This window comes from Mesorhizobium sp. Arg314, assembly GCF_053714275.1.
Window position 1 is genome coordinate 129,339 of the sequence record NZ_JBSKBP010000016.1, and the last position, 16,846, is coordinate 146,184.

General features: G+C 60.0%; 20 protein-coding genes and 1 tRNA gene. 8 read left to right on the plus strand and 13 right to left on the minus strand.

All coding sequences use genetic code 11. The features are described 5' to 3' along the window. Positions 1-46: 46 nt before the first annotated feature. From ACWGS9_RS19160 to obgE, 3 genes are read right to left on the minus strand one after another with little or no spacing between them, the layout of a single operon-like run. Complete coding sequence (locus tag ACWGS9_RS19160) at positions 47-1,333, minus strand: glutamate-5-semialdehyde dehydrogenase (protein ID WP_454506710.1); 1,287 nt, start codon at positions 1,331-1,333, stop codon at positions 47-49. Positions 1,334-1,366: 33 nt separating this feature from the next. Next, positions 1,367-2,509 (minus strand): glutamate 5-kinase, encoded by a 1,143-nt coding sequence (gene proB / locus ACWGS9_RS19165; RefSeq protein WP_320309025.1) that lies wholly within the window; start codon positions 2,507-2,509, stop codon positions 1,367-1,369. Beyond that, on the minus strand, positions 2,506-3,537 hold the full coding sequence (obgE, locus tag ACWGS9_RS19170; protein ID WP_454506711.1) for a GTPase ObgE: 1,032 nt from the start codon (positions 3,535-3,537) through the stop codon (positions 2,506-2,508). Before obgE ends, proB begins: the two co-directional genes overlap by 4 nt. 148 nt (positions 3,538-3,685) lie before the next feature. On the opposite strand from obgE, the gene ACWGS9_RS19175 reads away from it, so the two are divergent. Next, positions 3,686-4,549 carry an endonuclease/exonuclease/phosphatase family protein gene (locus ACWGS9_RS19175; RefSeq protein WP_454506712.1) on the plus strand — a complete coding sequence of 288 codons (864 nt, stop codon included), beginning with the start codon at positions 3,686-3,688 and terminating at the stop codon, positions 4,547-4,549. Between the two features lie 179 nt (positions 4,550-4,728). Here ACWGS9_RS19175 and ACWGS9_RS19180 read toward each other — a convergent pair whose 3' ends face one another. The 3 genes from ACWGS9_RS19180 to rplU form a co-directional block, all read right to left on the minus strand. Continuing rightward, positions 4,729-5,316: a GNAT family N-acetyltransferase gene (locus ACWGS9_RS19180; RefSeq protein WP_454506713.1), complete on the minus strand. Its 588-nt coding sequence runs from the start codon at positions 5,314-5,316 to the stop codon at positions 4,729-4,731. Between the two features lie 127 nt (positions 5,317-5,443). Continuing rightward, positions 5,444-5,713 carry a 50S ribosomal protein L27 gene (gene rpmA, locus ACWGS9_RS19185; RefSeq protein ID WP_112100306.1) on the minus strand — a complete coding sequence of 90 codons (270 nt, stop codon included), beginning with the start codon at positions 5,711-5,713 and terminating at the stop codon, positions 5,444-5,446. Between the two features lie 101 nt (positions 5,714-5,814). Then, a complete protein-coding gene (gene rplU, locus ACWGS9_RS19190; RefSeq protein ID WP_454506714.1) occupies positions 5,815-6,510 on the minus strand; it encodes a 50S ribosomal protein L21 in 696 nt (231 codons plus the stop codon). Positions 6,511-6,916: 406 nt separating this feature from the next. Here rplU and ACWGS9_RS19195 point away from each other — a divergent pair. Then, positions 6,917-7,006, plus strand: a tRNA-Ser gene (locus ACWGS9_RS19195). 282 nt (positions 7,007-7,288) lie between these two features. On the opposite strand, the gene ACWGS9_RS19200 is transcribed toward ACWGS9_RS19195, so the two are convergent. The 3 genes from ACWGS9_RS19200 to ACWGS9_RS19210 all read right to left on the minus strand — a co-directional run bounded on the left by ACWGS9_RS19200 (position 7,289) and on the right by ACWGS9_RS19210 (position 10,452). Next, positions 7,289-8,902, minus strand: coding sequence for a hypothetical protein (locus tag ACWGS9_RS19200; RefSeq protein WP_454506715.1), 1,614 nt, complete (start codon positions 8,900-8,902; stop codon positions 7,289-7,291). A 142-nt stretch (positions 8,903-9,044) separates the two neighbouring features. Continuing rightward, the gene (locus ACWGS9_RS19205) at positions 9,045-9,536 is read right to left on the minus strand and encodes a hypothetical protein (protein ID WP_454506716.1); all 492 of its coding nucleotides are present in this window, start codon (positions 9,534-9,536) and stop codon (positions 9,045-9,047) included. 463 nt (positions 9,537-9,999) lie between these two features. Beyond that, a complete protein-coding gene (locus ACWGS9_RS19210; RefSeq protein ID WP_454506717.1) occupies positions 10,000-10,452 on the minus strand; it encodes a Ros/MucR family transcriptional regulator in 453 nt (150 codons plus the stop codon). A gap of 334 nt (positions 10,453-10,786) precedes the next feature. Between ACWGS9_RS19210 and ACWGS9_RS19215 the strand changes: the two genes are divergently transcribed. Beyond that, on the plus strand, positions 10,787-11,623 hold the full coding sequence (locus tag ACWGS9_RS19215; protein WP_454506718.1) for a hypothetical protein: 837 nt from the start codon (positions 10,787-10,789) through the stop codon (positions 11,621-11,623). A 92-nt stretch (positions 11,624-11,715) separates the two neighbouring features. Here ACWGS9_RS19215 and ACWGS9_RS19220 read toward each other — a convergent pair whose 3' ends face one another. Next, positions 11,716-12,027 carry a helix-turn-helix transcriptional regulator gene (locus ACWGS9_RS19220; protein ID WP_454506719.1) on the minus strand — a complete coding sequence of 104 codons (312 nt, stop codon included), beginning with the start codon at positions 12,025-12,027 and terminating at the stop codon, positions 11,716-11,718. Positions 12,028-12,069: 42 nt separating this feature from the next. Between ACWGS9_RS19220 and ACWGS9_RS19225 the strand changes: the two genes are divergently transcribed. Genes ACWGS9_RS19225 through ACWGS9_RS19240 form a run of 4 tightly spaced genes read left to right on the plus strand, consistent with a single transcriptional unit; the run spans position 12,070 to position 13,671 of the window. After that, entirely contained in the window at positions 12,070-12,396 is a 327-nt protein-coding gene (locus ACWGS9_RS19225) for a hypothetical protein (RefSeq protein WP_454506720.1), read from the plus strand. Between the two features lie 4 nt (positions 12,397-12,400). Next, positions 12,401-12,562 carry a hypothetical protein gene (locus ACWGS9_RS19230; RefSeq protein ID WP_454506721.1) on the plus strand — a complete coding sequence of 54 codons (162 nt, stop codon included), beginning with the start codon at positions 12,401-12,403 and terminating at the stop codon, positions 12,560-12,562. A gap of 24 nt (positions 12,563-12,586) precedes the next feature. Then, entirely contained in the window at positions 12,587-13,411 is an 825-nt protein-coding gene (locus ACWGS9_RS19235; RefSeq protein WP_454506722.1) for a hypothetical protein, read from the plus strand. Beyond that, on the plus strand, positions 13,408-13,671 hold the full coding sequence (locus tag ACWGS9_RS19240; RefSeq protein ID WP_454506723.1) for a hypothetical protein: 264 nt from the start codon (positions 13,408-13,410) through the stop codon (positions 13,669-13,671). The genes ACWGS9_RS19235 and ACWGS9_RS19240 overlap by 4 nt, the downstream gene beginning before the upstream one ends. A gap of 357 nt (positions 13,672-14,028) precedes the next feature. Here the strand turns inward: ACWGS9_RS19240 and ACWGS9_RS19245 are convergent, their stop codons facing one another. Both ACWGS9_RS19245 and ACWGS9_RS19250 read right to left on the minus strand, forming a co-directional pair. Beyond that, positions 14,029-14,706, minus strand: a complete 678-nt coding sequence (locus ACWGS9_RS19245) for an outer membrane protein (RefSeq protein WP_454506724.1) — start codon at positions 14,704-14,706, stop codon at positions 14,029-14,031. Positions 14,707-15,477: 771 nt separating this feature from the next. Continuing rightward, positions 15,478-15,726 carry a hypothetical protein gene (locus ACWGS9_RS19250; protein ID WP_454506725.1) on the minus strand — a complete coding sequence of 83 codons (249 nt, stop codon included), beginning with the start codon at positions 15,724-15,726 and terminating at the stop codon, positions 15,478-15,480. 146 nt (positions 15,727-15,872) lie between these two features. Between ACWGS9_RS19250 and ACWGS9_RS19255 the strand changes: the two genes are divergently transcribed. Then, positions 15,873-16,445: a hypothetical protein gene (locus ACWGS9_RS19255; RefSeq protein WP_454506726.1), complete on the plus strand. Its 573-nt coding sequence runs from the start codon at positions 15,873-15,875 to the stop codon at positions 16,443-16,445. A 26-nt stretch (positions 16,446-16,471) separates the two neighbouring features. Here ACWGS9_RS19255 and ACWGS9_RS19260 read toward each other — a convergent pair. Further along, on the minus strand, positions 16,472-16,846 hold a 375-nt coding region (locus tag ACWGS9_RS19260; RefSeq protein ID WP_454506727.1), incomplete at its 5' end, for a hypothetical protein.

Here is a 16,846-nt window from a genome sequence, read left to right on the forward strand (position 1 = left end):
GGAGGGGGGTGCCTTGGCACAAAGGCTCACGCTCTGGCGGCAAACGTCAAGGCCTCACCTGTCCCGACCCGCGCACGCGGTATTTGAACGAGGTGAGCTGCTCGACGCCGACCGGCCCGCGCGCATGCATCTTGCCGGTGGCGATGCCGATCTCGGCGCCCATGCCGAACTCGCCGCCATCGGCGAACTGCGTCGAGGCGTTGTGCAGGAGGATCGCCGAATCGATCTCATTGAAGAAGCGCTCGACCGCCCTCGCATCCTCGGCGATGATCGCCTCGGTATGGTGCGAGGAAAAGGTCTCGATATGCTCGATCGCCCCAGTGACGCCGTCGACCAGCTTCACCGCGATGACGGCGTCGAGATATTCCGTCACCCAGTCGGCATCGGTCGCCGGGCTGGCGTCGGTGAAAGCTTTCATCGCCTCGGCGTCGGCATGGATTTCACAGCCGGCAGCGCGAAGCGCTTCCAGGATCGGCACCAGATGCGTGGCGGCGACCGCGCGGTCGACCAGCAAGGTCTCGGCGGCACCGCAGACGCCGGTGCGCCGCATCTTGGCGTTGACGGCGATCGCCACCGCCATGTCGAGCTTTGCCGAGCGGTCGACATAGAGATGGCAGATGCCTTCGAGATGCGCGAAGACCGGCACCCGCGCCTCGGTCTGCACGCGCCCGACCAGGCTTTTGCCGCCGCGCGGAATGATGACGTCGAGATTGCCGCCAAGCCCTTTCAGCATCTCGCCGACGGCGGCGCGATCGGTGGTCGGCACCAGCTGGATGGCATCTTCCGGCAGGCCGGCCGCCTTCAGCCCTTCGACCATGCAGGCATGGATCGCCGATGATGAATTGATCGAATCCGAGCCGCCGCGCAGGATGACCGGATTACCCGCCTTCAGGCAGAGCGCGCCGGCATCCGCCGTCACGTTGGGGCGGCTTTCATAGATGACGCCGATGACGCCGAGCGGCGTGCGCACACGCTCGATATTGAGACCGTTCGGCCGGTCCCATGCGGCAATGACATCGCCGACCGGGTCCTTGAGCGTAGCGATCTCGCTTATGCCGTCGGCCATCGCCTTGATCCGCGACGCGTCAAGCTTCAACCGATCCATGAAAGAGCCCGACAAACCGGTTTCCTCGCCGTTCGACATGTCGATGGCGTTGGCGTCGAGGATGGCCTGCTCGTTGCGCAGGATGGCGTCGGCCATGGCGGCCAAAGCGTCGTTCTTGGCTTTGGTGGAAGCGACGGCAAGCGGTCGAGCGGCAGCGCGGGCGCGGCGGCCGATATCGGCCATCAGCACCACGGTATCTTCGCCGGATTTTTCATGCAGCTTCAGCATGGTTCATCCTCCGCCCAGTCGTCGGCCAATACTCTAGCCGTCGGCCAATACTTGGTCGCCGGCAACGCTTACCACAAGGTCGTCGCGATGGATCATAGCCGAGCGCGCCTCGTAGCCGAGCACATTTTCGATCTCGGCCGTCTTCAGGCCCGCGATCCTTACGGCATCGGCGGCATCATAGGCAACAAGGCCACGCGCGATCTCGCGGCCCTCGGGCGACAGGATCGCCACAGTGTCGCCGCGCGAAAAATTGCCGCTGACCAGCTTCACCCCGGCCGGCAGCAGCGACTTGCCCGACTTCAGCGCCCCGATGGCGCCGGCATCGACGGTGAGCCGGCCGGCCGGCTCGAGCTGCCCGGCGATCCAGGTCTTGTAACCCTTCACCGGACTGGCGCTCGGCTTGAAGAACGTCGCGCGTTCGCCGCGTTCGATCGCCATCAGCGGCGACAGCCTGGTGCCCGACGTGATGATCATGGCGGTGCCTGCGGCATTGGCGATCTTGCCGGCATCGAGCTTGGTGCGCATGCCACCGCGCGACAGCTCTGAAGCCGCCGCCCCCGCCATCGCCTCGATGTCGGGCGTGATGCGGTCGACCACCGGGATGAACTTCGCCTGCGGGTCCTTGGCCGGCGGCGCCGTATAGAGTCCGTCGATGTCGGAGAGCAGCACCAGAAGATCGGCGCCCATCATCGTCGCCACCCGCGCCGCAAGCCGGTCATTGTCGCCATAGCGGATTTCCGACGTCGCCACCGTGTCGTTCTCGTTGATGACCGGCACCGCCTTCATCTTGAGCAGGGTCGAGATGGTCGCGCGGGCATTGAGGTAGCGGCGGCGTTCCTCGGTATCGCCAAGTGTCAAAAGGATCTGGCCGGATTTCAGCCCGTCCTTGCCGAGCGCGTCCGACCAGGCGCCGGCGAGCGCGATCTGGCCGACGGCCGCCGCCGCCTGGCTTTCCTCGAGCTTCAGCGCGCGCTTGCCGAGGCCGAGGATAGTACGGCCGAGCGCGATGGCGCCCGAGGATACGACCAGCACTTCGGCACCGGCATTGGCGAGCATTGCGATGTCGTCGGCCAGAGAGCTCAGCCAGTCGCGCTTCAGGCCGGTCGCGCGATCGACGAGCAGCGCCGAGCCGATCTTCACGGTGATGCGCCGGTATGATTTCAGCGATGTCGTCATTGCTGCCAGCGCGTCTCGACAGGAGCGGGCACGGCATCGCGGGCTTCAGCCACCACCGCCATCAGCGCGCGCAGCACGGCTTCGACGCCTTCACCCGTGACGGCCGAGACAAGCATCGGGGCCCGGCCGGCGGCGCGTTTCAGCGAAGCGGCCTTCTTCTTGCGCTGATCCGCGTCGAGGATGTCGATCTGGCTGAGCGCGACGATCTCGACCTTGTCGGTCAGCCCGTTGCCATAGGCATCGAGCTCGGCACGCACGGTCTTGTAGGCCTTGCCCGGGTTTTCCTCCTGCGCTGAAATGAGATGGAGCAGCACGCGCGTGCGCTCGACATGGCCGAGGAAGCGGTCACCGATGCCCACCCCCTCATGCGCGCCCTCGATCAGGCCGGGTATGTCGGCAAGCACGAATTCGCGGCCGTCGATGCGGGCAACGCCAAGGCCCGGATAGAGCGTCGTGAACGGATAGTCGGCGATCTTCGGCTTGGCGGCGGTCACGGCGGCAAGGAAGGTCGACTTGCCGGCGTTGGGCAGTCCGACCAGGCCGGCATCCGCGATCAGCTTCAATCTCAGCCAGACGCTGAGCTCCTCGCCCGGCAGGCCGGGATTGGCGCGCCGCGGCGCCTGGTTGGTCGAGGTCTTGAAATGCTGGTTGCCGAAGCCGCCATTGCCGCCCTTGGCAAGCAGGAAGCGCTGGCCGACAATCGTCAGGTCGCAGATCAGCGTCTCATTGTCCTCGGCAAAGATCTGGGTGCCGGCCGGCACTTTCAGCGTGATGTCGGCGCCCTTGGCGCCGGTCATGTTGCGGCCCATGCCGTGCATGCCGGTCTTGGCCTTGAAATGCTGCTGGTAGCGGTAGTCGATCAGCGTGTTCAGCCCGTCGACCGCTTCGGCCCAGACATCGCCGCCGCGCCCGCCGTCGCCGCCATCCGGGCCGCCGAACTCGATGAATTTCTCGCGCCGGAACGACACCGAACCGGCGCCGCCGTCGCCGGAGCGTATATAAACCTTGGCCTGGTCGAGGAATTTCATCGTCGTTTCGAGTTTCTGCTATTGCGCTTGCGGGATTGCTCTAAACCAAGGCAGGGCCGAGGGCGAGGCCGATTTGCGACTAAAGCGCCGGATGCCCTTTGCCAAGGACGCGGTAGCACTGTGCGGGGCGTGACTGAGGGGCGCGGGAATGAAGATCGTTTCCTACAACATCCAGTACGGCATCGGCCTCGACGGCAAATACGATGTCGGCCGCATCGCCGACGCCGTGCGCGGCGCCGATGTGATCGCGCTGCAGGAGGTGACCCGCAACAACCCGCGCAACGGCGGTCGCGACATGGTCGCCGAGATCGGCGAGGCGCTGCCCGATTATTTTGCCGCCTATGGCAGCAATTTCGAGGTCAACATCGGCTCGCGCCTGGAGAACGGCCGCGCCATCTCGACCAGCTTCCAGCTCGGCAACATGGTGCTGTCGAAGACGCCCATTCATTTGTCGCGCAATCTCCTTTTGCCGCGCAGCCGCAGCCTCGAGGCGATGAACTTCCAGCGCGGCGCGCTCGAAGCGCTGATCGAGACGCCGCTCGGCTTCATCCGCTTCTATTCCACCCATCTCGACCATCGCAGCCCGGTCGAGCGCCAGAACCAGATCCGTTTCCTGCGCCAGCGCCTTCTGAATTACACGCTGGAAGGCGGCGGCCTGTCGGGCATTCCCGAAATCGGCCTGCCGGACCTGCCTTATCCGGAAGCCTTTATCGTCATGGGCGACTTCAACATGCTGCCGGGCTCACCCGAATATGTCGAACTCGCCGGCCGCCCGGATCATGAGTTCGGCATGCCGCTGACCGCCGATCTCGCCGTCGATATCGCCCAGCGTCTCGCCGTCGCCGATCTGGTCACCTGGGTCGATCCCGACCGCCCCGAAAACAAAAGCCGCTACAAATGCATCGACTACATCTTCACCAGCGCTTCGCTTGCCAGGTCGCTGCAGCGCCTGTGGTCCGACCGCCAGGCTGTCGGCTCCGACCACCTGCCGCTCTGGGCTGAACTGAGCTGAGCTCCGAACTCCCCCTCATCCGGCCGCTACGCGGCCACCTTCTCCCCAAGGGGAGAAGAGGCAGGCATCGGCGCCTCGAACTCCTCTCCCCTCGGGGAGAGGTCGGATTGCCCCGAATTGCCCTTCGCAATTCGGGGCAATCCGGGTGAGGGGCGCTGCTTAGCCCTGCGAAGCAACTGTCAAAAATGGACCCAGTTGCGCAGGCTGGTCCACGTCTTCCTATCCAACCGGTAGCGCTCGACCGGCACCTGGCCGGCGACGATCGAGTTCAGCATGCCCTGGCCGGCATACTGGAAGCCGCATTTGTGGATGACGCGGCGCGAGGCTGGATTGATCACCCTGGTCGAGGCATGCAGCACCTGGATCGAGGTGCTCTGGAAGGCGAGGTCGACCAGGGCGTGCGCTGCCTCGGTGGCATAGCCGCGCTTCCAGTACGGTTCGCCGATCCAGTAGCCGAGCTCCAGCCCGCGATCGGTGGTGTTCAGGCCGGCGCAGCCGACGAAGGTGCCGGTGTCCTTGAGCGTCAGGGCATAGACGATGCCGGCGCGGCGCGAAGCCGCCATGGCGAGGAAGGTGCGGCCCTCGGTTTCGCCGTAGGGATGCGGCATGCGAGCCAGCATTTCGGCGACATGCCGGTTGTCGGCCAGAGCAACGAGCTGCTCGAGATCGCTGTCGCGCGGCGCGCGCATTACCAGCCGCTCGGTGGCGAGCACCGGGCAATCGATCGCGTAACTTTCGTCGTCGGTATCTTCCGCTTCGGCAACCATTTTAGTCCTCCAGGGCAAGAAAAAAATGAAAAAGGAGAGAGGGCAAGCCCATCTCTCCTGATCCTTTTCCTGGCCTGGCCAGACACCGGTTCCCGAGATGGGCGCCGGTGTTATGGTGCGGAACCGGCTACTCCGCTGCTTTGGTAATCGGGTTCACCGATACGTAGGTTCGGCCGTTGGCTTTTTTGTTGAAGGTGACCGCACCGGCTTCGAGCGCAAAAAGGGTGTGGTCCGTGCCCATGCCAACATTGGTGCCCGGATGCCAGGTCGTGCCGCGTTGGCGGATGATGATGTTGCCGGCGACGACGGCTTCACCGCCGAACTTCTTCACGCCGAGACGCTTGGAGTGCGAATCGCGACCGTTGCGCGACGAACCGCCAGCTTTCTTGTGTGCCATCTAACTAACTCCGATGCGCCCTGGGGGCGCTTGAATGGTCTTATGAACGCGTTCGCGTTCCGTTTCAAGTGCGTACCGGCGACGATCGCCGCCGGCTCGTCTTACTTCTTCGCCAGTTCCTTGGCCTGCTCGCGCCAGTCCTTGATCTGGTCGGCGCTGAACGGCATGTGCTCGTCGATCTTGGCGACGTCCTTGTCGCTGAGCTTGGCGAGCTGCGCGAAGGTGATGATGCCCTGCTCGGCGAGATCCTTCGCCGCGACCGGGCCGATACCCTTGATCACGGTCAGGTCATCCGGCTCGCCCTTCGGCGCCTTGAACAACGGCGCGGCCTTTGCCTCTTCGCCGGCAGCGGCCTCTGCCTTGGTTTCCTTCTTGGCCTTGGGCTCCTTCGGAGCGGTCTCGGCCTTCGCCTCGGCGGCGACTTCCGCCTTGGCTTCTGCCTTGGCTTCCGGCTTGGCAGTGGCCTTCTTCGACGGCTTGGCGCCACCCAGCAGGATCTCGGCGATCCTGACGGTGGTCAAAAGCTGGCGGTGGCCGATCTTGCGGCGCGAATTCTGGCGGCGACGCTTCTTGAAAGCGATGACGGTGCGGTTCTTGCCCTGCTCGACGACTTCCGCCGTGACCAGAGCGCCATCGACGAACGGCGCGCCGAAGGTGACATTCTCGCCTTCGCCATGCGCGAGCACATTGCCGATCTCGACGATATCGCCGACCTTGGCTTCGACTTTCTCGATCTTCAGGAGATCGTTGGCGGCGACGCGATACTGCTTGCCGCCCGTTTTAATGACTGCGAACATTTTTTGCCTTTCGCTGTTCGGTCGGCCTCGATGAACCGCGTCAGGCGGTTCGGCCGTCTTTTTGTCAGTCTGCGGGTTCAAAAAACAAGCGGCGCGGAAGAGCCTCCACGCCGATTGCGGGCCGTCCCTAACCGAAGGTTGCGTTGGAGTCAAGGCAAGCGCTGTTTCTTGAGCTGTTGTTGGTGCGCCGCGAACCGCGCCGCTTGCGAGGCGGCGACATCCGTCGTCCGGTGGCATCGCGCCGATGAGTGGCAGGATCGCGTTATGCTCCACGCAGGCGAGGCTTGGCCGTCGCGCCGCGGGCCCTTTTCGAAGAAGCCGGAAATCCGACGAATAGGGCCTTGTAACCGGAGCAGTCAGCCGTTATCTAGTGCGCCGCGCCGGCAACGGCCGACCATGACCTCGCGGAGAGGTGGCAGAGTGGTCGAATGCACCGCACTCGAAATGCGGCATACTCGCAAGGGTATCGGGGGTTCGAATCCCTCCCTCTCCGCCATACGATTTCCTTAAGTGATTGATCCAACATCGTTTTCCGGCGTGAGTTTTAGCTTTCCCCACCTCCTTCCCCACTTAGCTACTTTGTGACCCTCGTTTTTGGGGCGCTGGAATATTGTTCTCTGCCTACACGTACCGTGCCAATTTTCGGCGGCTCGATTTTGGAATCGCAATGTTCAGCAGCGCCAAAAGCTCGACCGCTTTAGCGGGAAAGCGGCGGCGTTATTCGTCGCTCTAATCGGCTGGAGCTCCGACAGTGATGGTCAGCCGCTCTCGGGGCAAGCTAGTACCCGGCAAAGTCGAGGTTGCCGCGAAGTTTCGGGTAGTAAACTTGGTCGTCCTGGATCGCAGAAGTGAGCGTGGTATACGGCCCATTCGGGTTGCCGCCGTCATGCGACCGGCTGATGGCAAGTCCTGGAGCGTGGAAGAATAGGCGGCTGTCATCACCCATGTTCTTGGCGGTGGCGTCGACTACGCAGTGCGCAAAAATCCGCCTCTGAAACCTGTCTGCCGGAGAGAACGACGCAAGGGTTCCGAACTCTGTCACCCAGACATATCGCGGCAGTTCGATCGCTCTAGCTAGTGATTGAACGGCTTCCTTTACATTATTGCGAAGCAGGCGATGTTTGTATTTCCAACCGTACGTGAGATAGGTCCTTGCTATGACTTCATTCTGGCCCATGGCCGCGACAAATTGGTCGCCCAACCCAAGAGAGTGGCCAAGGTTCTGAGCGTAGTTTCCTTTCAAATTGCCCCAAGCAGCGCCGTAGCTATTGAGTAGATCCCACGAAAACCACTCTGCCTTCTCAGCTGGGACAAACACTTTGTCCGGCAGCGGGATGATCAAGAAATGAACATTTCCGCGCACGCTATAGGGTGTCTCACCAATCGCACCTCCAGCAACGATCGGCATGCGGAGGTTTGGGCCTTGCTGGTCGTCGTTCACGTAGAAAGCGGAGCAAAATTCCGCTCTGGTCGGTTGCGGCGGAAGCGCTCCAGCCGCCGGCGAATTATGATCAAACACTTGGCCTGATGCTACGACTGCGTGCCCAATATCGGCGCCCATGTATCCAAGCCCCACGATGACCGGAATGCCCGAATCAACGTATCTATTGATCACATCTGCGGGCCTGATGCCTTGCCACACTGGTGCGTTGTTCCCACCGTTTGCTATGTAGGTCAGAGGCATGCGCCCTCCAGCCCGGAGCGCCGATACCATCCCATTGAGGCTCAAGAACTCGGAACCATTGGGGATGGTCGATGCGACGCTCTCCGACTCCCTCATCATCGCCGCTTCAGTGATACCTACCGTTGATATCCATGGCCCTTTATGACGAGCATGGAAATGCCTACTCGCCGTCCAGATTGCAGCCTGAGCGCAAGCTCCAATCCGCTGATCTTGCTGAGTCATGGGAAGTGCGTGGATCGAGAGTTCGGCGCCGAGCACGTGAATGTCATATTTTGCTCTGACAAGCGCGTGGCTCTCGTAGTTGGCTGGCGATGGTGGCGTTTCTAGAACCGCCTGTGCGAGGGGCGCTTCGTGGATCGGCCGAAGAATTACATAGCCTAGGTAGGCCGGCCTTCCTTGCAATTCGAGTTCGATCGCCATTTCAGAAGGTGTGACAAGACCCACTACCGCCGACAAATCGGCGCGAAAGAAATGCAGTCGTTTGCATAGCTTCGTATGCCGCTTGAAAAGACGAGCGTAGTAGGCGGCGAACGCTTCAGTGAAGTCCCGGTCTAGATATTCGTCTTCAACAAGAACGGTTTGAGCCCCGAGCGATTGAAGCTGCACGACCAAATTGTTCGTGATGTTGGGGTTAGCCTGTCCCGCTTTGAGCGCGTCTATAACCCAGTTCCAGCCAGCCGCGTCCAGCAGTATCGCCGATACCGCCATTTTTCGTTCAGCCCCCCAGCTAACGTTATTTCACCGAAGAGATTGCCTCTCATCCGAGGACTGCGCAGATGCTTCGCAGTTGCTCAATGCCAGAACGACGCCTAGGGACAGCGTAACAATATGCCGGTGCATTCCCGCCGACCTAAGACGGTTTGATGCCAGCGGCTCTGAGCTTCGCACCAAGGCTGGCGCGAGTGGCGCACGCTGCTTTGTCACCTGCGACGCACTTTTTGTTGGCATCCGACCAATCGAGCAAAGCGGTGTTCAGCCAGCTTCCCGGTGCACGTGCGATACCATATGGCGTTGGCGGAGCCCCAGAGGCGACCGAAGCGGCGGCGGCAGCGGCCCCGGTGCCCTGGCCGTGGGGTGCGCGTTTCCAACCGCTCATGATGAGGCAGTTCCGCATGTACTCGTCTTCGTTGATCGCATTGCCAAGGGCATTACCGATTCCGGCGCCGGCTACAAAGCCGGGGGATCCGATAGCAATATAGCCCTGGTCAACAGAGCGCTTCTGCATGTCGCATTGCGCGTGCGCCACGTCGAAACTTGGCCCATACCCTATCTGAACGTAATCGTTTGGATTATCAGTTTGACAGCCACTCAACGCGGCACCGGCACAGAGTGCCAACAACACCCTTACTCTCATACCCCCAGCCCTCCCATGGCTTAAAGTTAAGCATCTCTTAAAGCTAATATTTTCGCAAGAGGGAGCGCTACTTTCGGTAAATGCAGCCGAATTTGTAGCTTCCGGCATCCCGCCGGATATATAGGGTTATTACTGTCGGCGACACTTGCGGCTCATGCCTTCCGCAGCCTCACGCCGGCGGCGACAAGAATCCGGATCATCAACTAAACACTCACAATCGACGCCCCGGTGCCGGGTATGCCACGACCTTGGCGAACATGAAGCTGCGGCCCTAGTCCCAATCCTGATCAGGTGTAGCAGGACGGCGATTCCAATTTCTGACGGCGTTCAACTCGTCGATGCAGACCGGGCCGGACGCGCCGCAGTCATCGCACCGCACCACCACTCGGCCCCTCATCGGTTGCATGTGGCCGCACGTCATTGCTCGTACAGAACGGGCAAGGATCCGCAGTCACCTGGTCGAGCGCTTCCTCCCGGCGCTCTTTGCCGGCTCTGCAACGGGTTTGCGCCCGAGCCCGCTCGCCTTCGCCAACTCTGAACGCTGTGCCGCATAGTTCGGCGCCACCATTGGGTAGTCTGACTTCAATCCCCATTTCTCCCGGTACTCGTCGGGCGTCAGGCTGTAGTGCACGGCGAGATGACGCTTCAGCGACTTGAACTTCTTCCCGTCCTCAAGACAGATGATGTAGTCAGGGAAGACCGATCGCTTTGGATTAACCGCCGGCTCTTGCTTCGGCTGGTCGGGTGCGGTTGCGGGGCCGATACCTGACAGCGACGAATGAACGGAGGCGATCAGTTCGGACAGGCCGGAGACGGGCACGGCGTTCTTGCTGACATACGCCGAGACAATATCTGCCGTCAGTCCGACAAGATCGACGGTCTGGGTTTCGTTTTCTTCGCTCAAGTATTCGCTCCTAGAATTGGGATCTGTACCCCCCCCCCCCACGCAGGCGGCCGTATATCGCAATTTCAATTAATGCGGAGATAAATTCCACCAGGCAACTGGATTTCCGGCCCGGATTTCGGATCGATCAATTGCCCTTCGGACACTTGATAGGATTCACTGCATCACAGCGCCGATTGCGGCGATGTAGAGCGGAAGTAGCAGCGGCCCTTTTTCGCCTTATCCGACTGCGCCTCGGCCCGCAGCCTCAATGAGGCGCGAGCCATCACCAGAGAGTATGTTGCTCTTTGACATCCCGTGGCTAGAAATAGCTCAGTTCACCGGAAACACTCACATGATCGACCCCCTTGCAATAGGACTGGTAGGCGGTTTCTGCGTTGGTCTGCTCTGCGGGAGACCGGCTTTGGCATCCAAGAAACATAAGGCTGAATTGGAGCAGCCGCCTGCTTATGAACTTCGACGAAACGTTGAAGATGCAGAAGGCCGTTATCTGGAGGTCCTGCGCCGCGAGCTGGCGAATATTCTGATTGCAAAGAACCCGGATATGATGCTCACCGTTTATGAGAAGGCGTGGCAATACCAGAGGGAAATTGTCGCTGCCGATCCAGAGCGGCGCAATGCAGACCTCAATTCGATAACCCAGAAATTCAAATACTACCATGAGTTCGAATTGCTCGGGACCAGACATTTTGTCCCGTACGAGATAGCAATGTTTTTAATCTCCGAGGACCAGGTGGTCGAGAGGTACATGGAGATTTCAAAAATGCTGATCCTGCGCCGCACGATAATCGGTGGCGAAAAACCGCACCAGCTATTCGATGACTATGATCACGAGGTGCTGACTAAATCCATTAGAGCGCAAAAGGACCGGACCTTTAAGGCGAAGATGGAGCACGCATTGGGCCGGTTCTATGCCTTCTGTTCGGGCTACGATCAGAGCCCTGGCGCAACCGGCGCGCAGCGACCAGAATTCGACATGAACGACGTATCAGTGTTCAAACTCAGATCGGCGAATTTTACCCCTGAGAATGAAACCGCCATCGTGTTTAAGTTCACAGGCGAATATGCGGTATATTCGACGTTCTATAATGACGCACGCAACCGCACCTATGAATCATACTATCGGTCTGACGCGACTTTTCGTGAGCGGCATGGTCTTGAACTAAGGTGACGAAGGGTACGATAGCAGCGGTTGCGCAGACTGCCGATGGTGGCGATGGCAAGATAGTGGCGGGTATCTCGTCTCTGTCCCGATAGGAACATTTAGACGCGCGGCTTTGCCAGTCTGACACCAGCGCCGCCGCCATTCTCCGGAATGAAAACCACGCCCGCAGCTTCGAGGGCTCGCTCAACTGCCATCACATTGTCGGCAGAGCTTCGGCCTGTCCCGAGCGCTTCCATGCGCTTGATCGTTTGCACCGAGAGCCCGGCCGCCCCCGCGACGTCCTCTTGAGTGAGACTTGTCAGGGCGCGGGCTGCCTTTATCTGCTCGCTGTTTATCACGAAAAACCTCTCATATGTCACTTTTCGTACAATATACGTATCACCACGGTTGACACTCTGCAATCCGTCCACTATACGTAACGTACAACGTGATTAACTTCAAGGCACACGGCAATGACCGTTCTCTTGTCTCTGGATCTCACCCCGGCCATCAATGCTCACGATGAGCGCATTGCTTCGGCTTGGCGCATTTCCAGCCAGGAAGTCAGTGAGGCGATCCGGTTCGTGCAGCAGAGCCTGAAGGTGATCGCCGAGGCCGATGAAATGCTGACCCCAACCATCCGCCTGCATCGCCCGGCCTATGTCGAGCAGTGCTGCAAGCGCCTTCCGTGGGAGCTTTCGCTCTACCTCGGACACGTGCGCCGCATCAGCGAGGCGGAGGCCGAAATGGAAGCGCGCGGTATGGCCTTCGCCAAATCATCTTACGCATGGGGAGAATGAGCAGATGCGCAGCAAGATCGAATGCCCATACTGCGGCGCGACCGAAGGTCTGCGCGTGGCTTGCGACTGCGGAATTGAGACTCCCGATTACATCTGTGAGGGCTGCTTCACGCCGACCGACACCGGCCCCTGTTTCGACGATCTGCCCGAACTAAACCCGCTCTAACCACTCACCAACTGGAGAACATCAATGCCGAACACCATCGTTCAGGCAGCCGGCGAAGCTATGCCCGCTGCCAACCTGAACCGTCGCCGACTCCTTCTGGGCCTTGCCGCAGCATCGGCCGCAGCCGCTGCAACTGTTCCGTCAAATGCGGCGGCAGTTCCGGCTGAAAACCCCGAGTTGCTCGCGTTGAGCGCGAATCTGCCGGCCATCGTCGACGAATGTCTCGTGGCAACCCGTGTCGTGCGTGAAATTGAAAAGCGATGGTACGCCGCAACGCCGAGAGCGCCCGACGAGTTGACGGTAGCCGGTACCGGCGAGCCGTATGAGAGAAATCAGCCCGGCAATCCCGAACCGGGGCTGCTTTACGGCTCCTTGTGGCGCAAAGGGGAGGCATTCCCGCGCCGCATCGTGGTCACAGCCTCAGGTCTCAATTGGCCGATGGCACATGCTAAGCGCCGCTTGCGGAAAGCCAAGAAGGAAGGAAACGCAGCCGACTACTTACAGGCCGAGGAGGAACTTGCTCGGTTGAAAAAGCTGCAGGCCACAGCTTCCAACTACGAGACCGAATTCGCCGATCTCAAAGAGAAGGCGAAGGCCGAATACGACCCCGCATGGCCGATCAAATCCGAACTCATGGAAAAGCTCGAAAAGCACATTGCCGCGATCATGAGGGCAGAGGACCGAACCATTGAGGGGCTGATCATCAAGGCCCAGGCCCTTGGCGAGTGGGATCGCGTGACCAGCGCCGACAAAGGCGGAATTTACAAGGTCGCATTTCGGCACGGTGCGAATTGGCACGGGCAGATCGCCGCGTCGGTTCTTCGCCATGCGAAAGGCGGTGTAGCATGACCCGGCCTTCCAACAACCTGGACGACCTCCAGAGCGACATCACGCATCTGTCGACCCTCATCAACATCATCACCGAAAAAGCGCTCGATATATGCATTCCCGACATGTCGGATGAGACGCGGAGCGAGGTAAAGGACGTGACGGGGCTTCTGTGGATAGCCAGAGATCTTGCCGAGCAGATCGCCGCCAATGCCGAGGCCTGTCAGTGCCGCATCATCGAAGACCGGCGGCTCGGCGAGTCGCACTCGGCAATGAACTGACGAGCCAAACGCTTCTGACATGGGCCCGGCTGCCATGGGGCCGGGCTTTTTGTGTCTGTGGTAGAAAAGTCACGCAACTCGAATATGCAGCACTTCAACTGGTGCGCACTTATTATCCAGCTAAGCGAGGCGTACCGTCGTCGGCAGGGCATAGGGGATGCCCGTCCTTGACTCCTCCCGAACTAACGCCTGCTGTGGGCGGACCGGTGGGCGTTTTCTTATTGACGATGGCCCGGCGGCTTCGGCTTCCGGGCCTTTTCCGTGTCGCGATCATGTCGCGTGGAGAAAAGCCCTTTGGGATGCCAATCTAGGTGACATCATGGCCGACATCCTGGATGTGGCGGCCAGACGGTCAGGTCAGAACTTGTAGCTCACGCCAACGCGAACTGCGTGGTCCCGCACCTTCATGCTTTCGACGACAGTCGAAAAGGCCGGCGCCAGATTTCCATTGGCGGTCCCGAAGTCAGTGTAGCGATATTCAACGCGCGCGCTCCATTTGTCAGTGAACGCGTATTCAAGACCGGCACCGATCGTCCAGCCAGTTTTGGTCTTTGACCACGACATCAAAGTCGCCGGGTTAGGGCCGCCCTCAAAGCGGAAGTTACCGAAGGCCACGCCGCCAGTGACGTACGGTAGGAAGCGATCGAAGGCATAACCGACCCTGGCGCGAACAGAGCCCTGCCAGCGCAAATCGGCGCTGCCAGCGCTGTTGAAGCCGAAGGGATTATTGAAGCTGTCTTTGACATTGGCGTATTCGATATCGCCTTCCAGGCCAACCACAAGCGGCGAGTCGAACTGATGATTGTAGCCAACGTACACACCACCGACAAATCCACTTGGCGTGAAACTTCCGCCTGGCGCTCCATTGCTGAAACTGTAGCCCGTTTTCGCCCATTCATAGCCAGCCTGAGCGCCGACATAGAGCCCCGTCCAGTTGTACGTAGAGGCCACAGGCTCCTGGGCGAGGACGTCAGCCGCGAATGCGCTGCCGGTTGCTGCAACAAGAGCGGCGGTCGCGAGCAGAATCGATTTCATGGCAAGCCCCTTTGCGATCGATACGAAAACTTAGAACGAACCTCCCAATCGGAAAATGGTTTGGATGGCCCCTGGCGACGATTTCAATATCTTGTTGCGGATGGGTCACAAGGCGACCCCCGCCGGTCAGGGGACGACAGTGGGATTCTGCGTCTTGCAATCCTTCCCGCCGGGCAAAGCATGAACCGCGCCGACGAACCCCCTGTGGTCATGGTGATAGCTGCGTGCGGCCGAAGCTCAATGACCGTGCTGTCGGGCTTAGCTACAGGCACAGAGTCCATTGCTAACGCTACGGCGTGGTGTAGCCCGTCACGAATGCCCCCATCCTTGTCGAACTGCCAGACGGAGCCCTCAGTCCTAATGATGCGACTTGGCTTGCCTTCGTCATACTCTAGCATTGCCCACAACACACGCTGCCTAGTACAGGGCTAAACTTCCATCCCCCTGTTTTTAGGGCTCGTCCGAACTAGAGTATTATCTTTACGCAATCGACCTCCACGGGCCCGCTGACGGTTTCAAGCAATAATTTCCTGGCGTGCTCGTGTCCGCTGTCTATCGACAGTGCGTAACAATCGACCCGTTTTGCATGGTCAAGTTGCAGATCTGAATCTCGCCGGTAATGGAGTTCATTCGCCACGCGAACAGATTTCCGTCTGCGCCCATGCCTGGAGCGACCTTATAGGGAGCCAGAATCTGGGCGCCGATGATCGAGGCGCCAATCAAGATTGCTCCAATCAATATGGCGCGCTCAGTTTTCATCGAATCCCGTGACTATGCAGTCTCCAGCGCACCATGCACACGGAAAAACGTGGCAAGGCTCTTGGCAGCATCTTCAGATGCAAATTTGGCTAGAACCCGACCTGGTGCTTTGGGGTCTTGGTTGTCCATAGCAACAAGGTATAGGCCGAATTGGTCGAAGGCCGGATTGTCCTGCCGAGCAATCTCGGCCTCATGGTCAGTTATTTCGCAGATACACAAACTCTCCCGGTTCGATAGAGTAGCGACCGCTTGGAACGTCATGATTCGTCTCCTTTATCAAAGGGTGGGCAGCCGTGGTTAACAAACCGTCAATTTCAGTGAACAAGCTTGGGGAGTACATTATCAGTAAGGGGGCGAGGCAGAGGAAAATTCTGCACGATAGGAAGTACCCAGACCCCGATTTTCAGATGGGCATGTATCACAAGGAAGCGAGTGAGGCCGTAGCGGCTTATCTGGCTGCCGGCGCGGTGGACCCGTCGCCATTGGATACGACCCTCCATTCGCTGGCGCAGTTGACATCGGACAAGATCGGCGCGGCGAGACGGATAAATGCCAACATCGACGCCTTGGAGCGTTTCAACACGATGCTGGACGACATCGATCTTATGGGTGCCGAACCGGAATTGGGCGCTCACGCTCCGGCGAAGCTGACCTTCCACAACGTCGAGATTTCTGTGCGACCGGAGATCGTGCTGCGAGCGACGGTGAAGGGAAAGAAATACATCGGGGCACTCAAGCTGCACTTTTCTAAGTCGCATCCCCACACGGAGGAATCGGCTGGTTTCGTGTCGGCCGCCGTGAATGAGTACTGCCGGCTTCATGTTGCGGGCTATGGGGTTGCCGTGGTCAATCCGTCTTTCTGTCAGGTGATCGACGTTGCATCCGGCAATGTTTTCGCTGGCGTAAAGGCGACAAAGCAGCGCCTGAACGACATCGCCGCCGAATGCCAGAACATTGCGGCTCTGTGGCCGACGATATGATCGCGACCTGAGTGCGCCTTGTACCCTCAATTCATCGCCGGCCCCCTACCAGTGAACGCTTCAGCCCGAACACCGGAAACTCGCTCCAGTGTCTCGATCGTGCGCTCCAGCAAGAGCATGGTGCAATCTGCCAAGAGACGATCATCTTCAGGTATGGACGCGACGGCGGCTGGCAGTAGCACGTTGGCCGTGGCAGCGAATGCCAGCGCATCGGCCGGGGTAGCCGCTTGCGATTGAAGCAAGCCGGCCAGCAGGTTCAGCAGGTGCTGGCTCTGGTCAGCCCCGCCAGACGCGTGCAGCCGGATTTCCGATGCCATTTCCTGAGCAACAGACGCAGCTCGCCGGATCTCGGAGGGTCCGCCCTTGGTGGATTGCTGAACAGGCTCGTTCATTGCCACTTG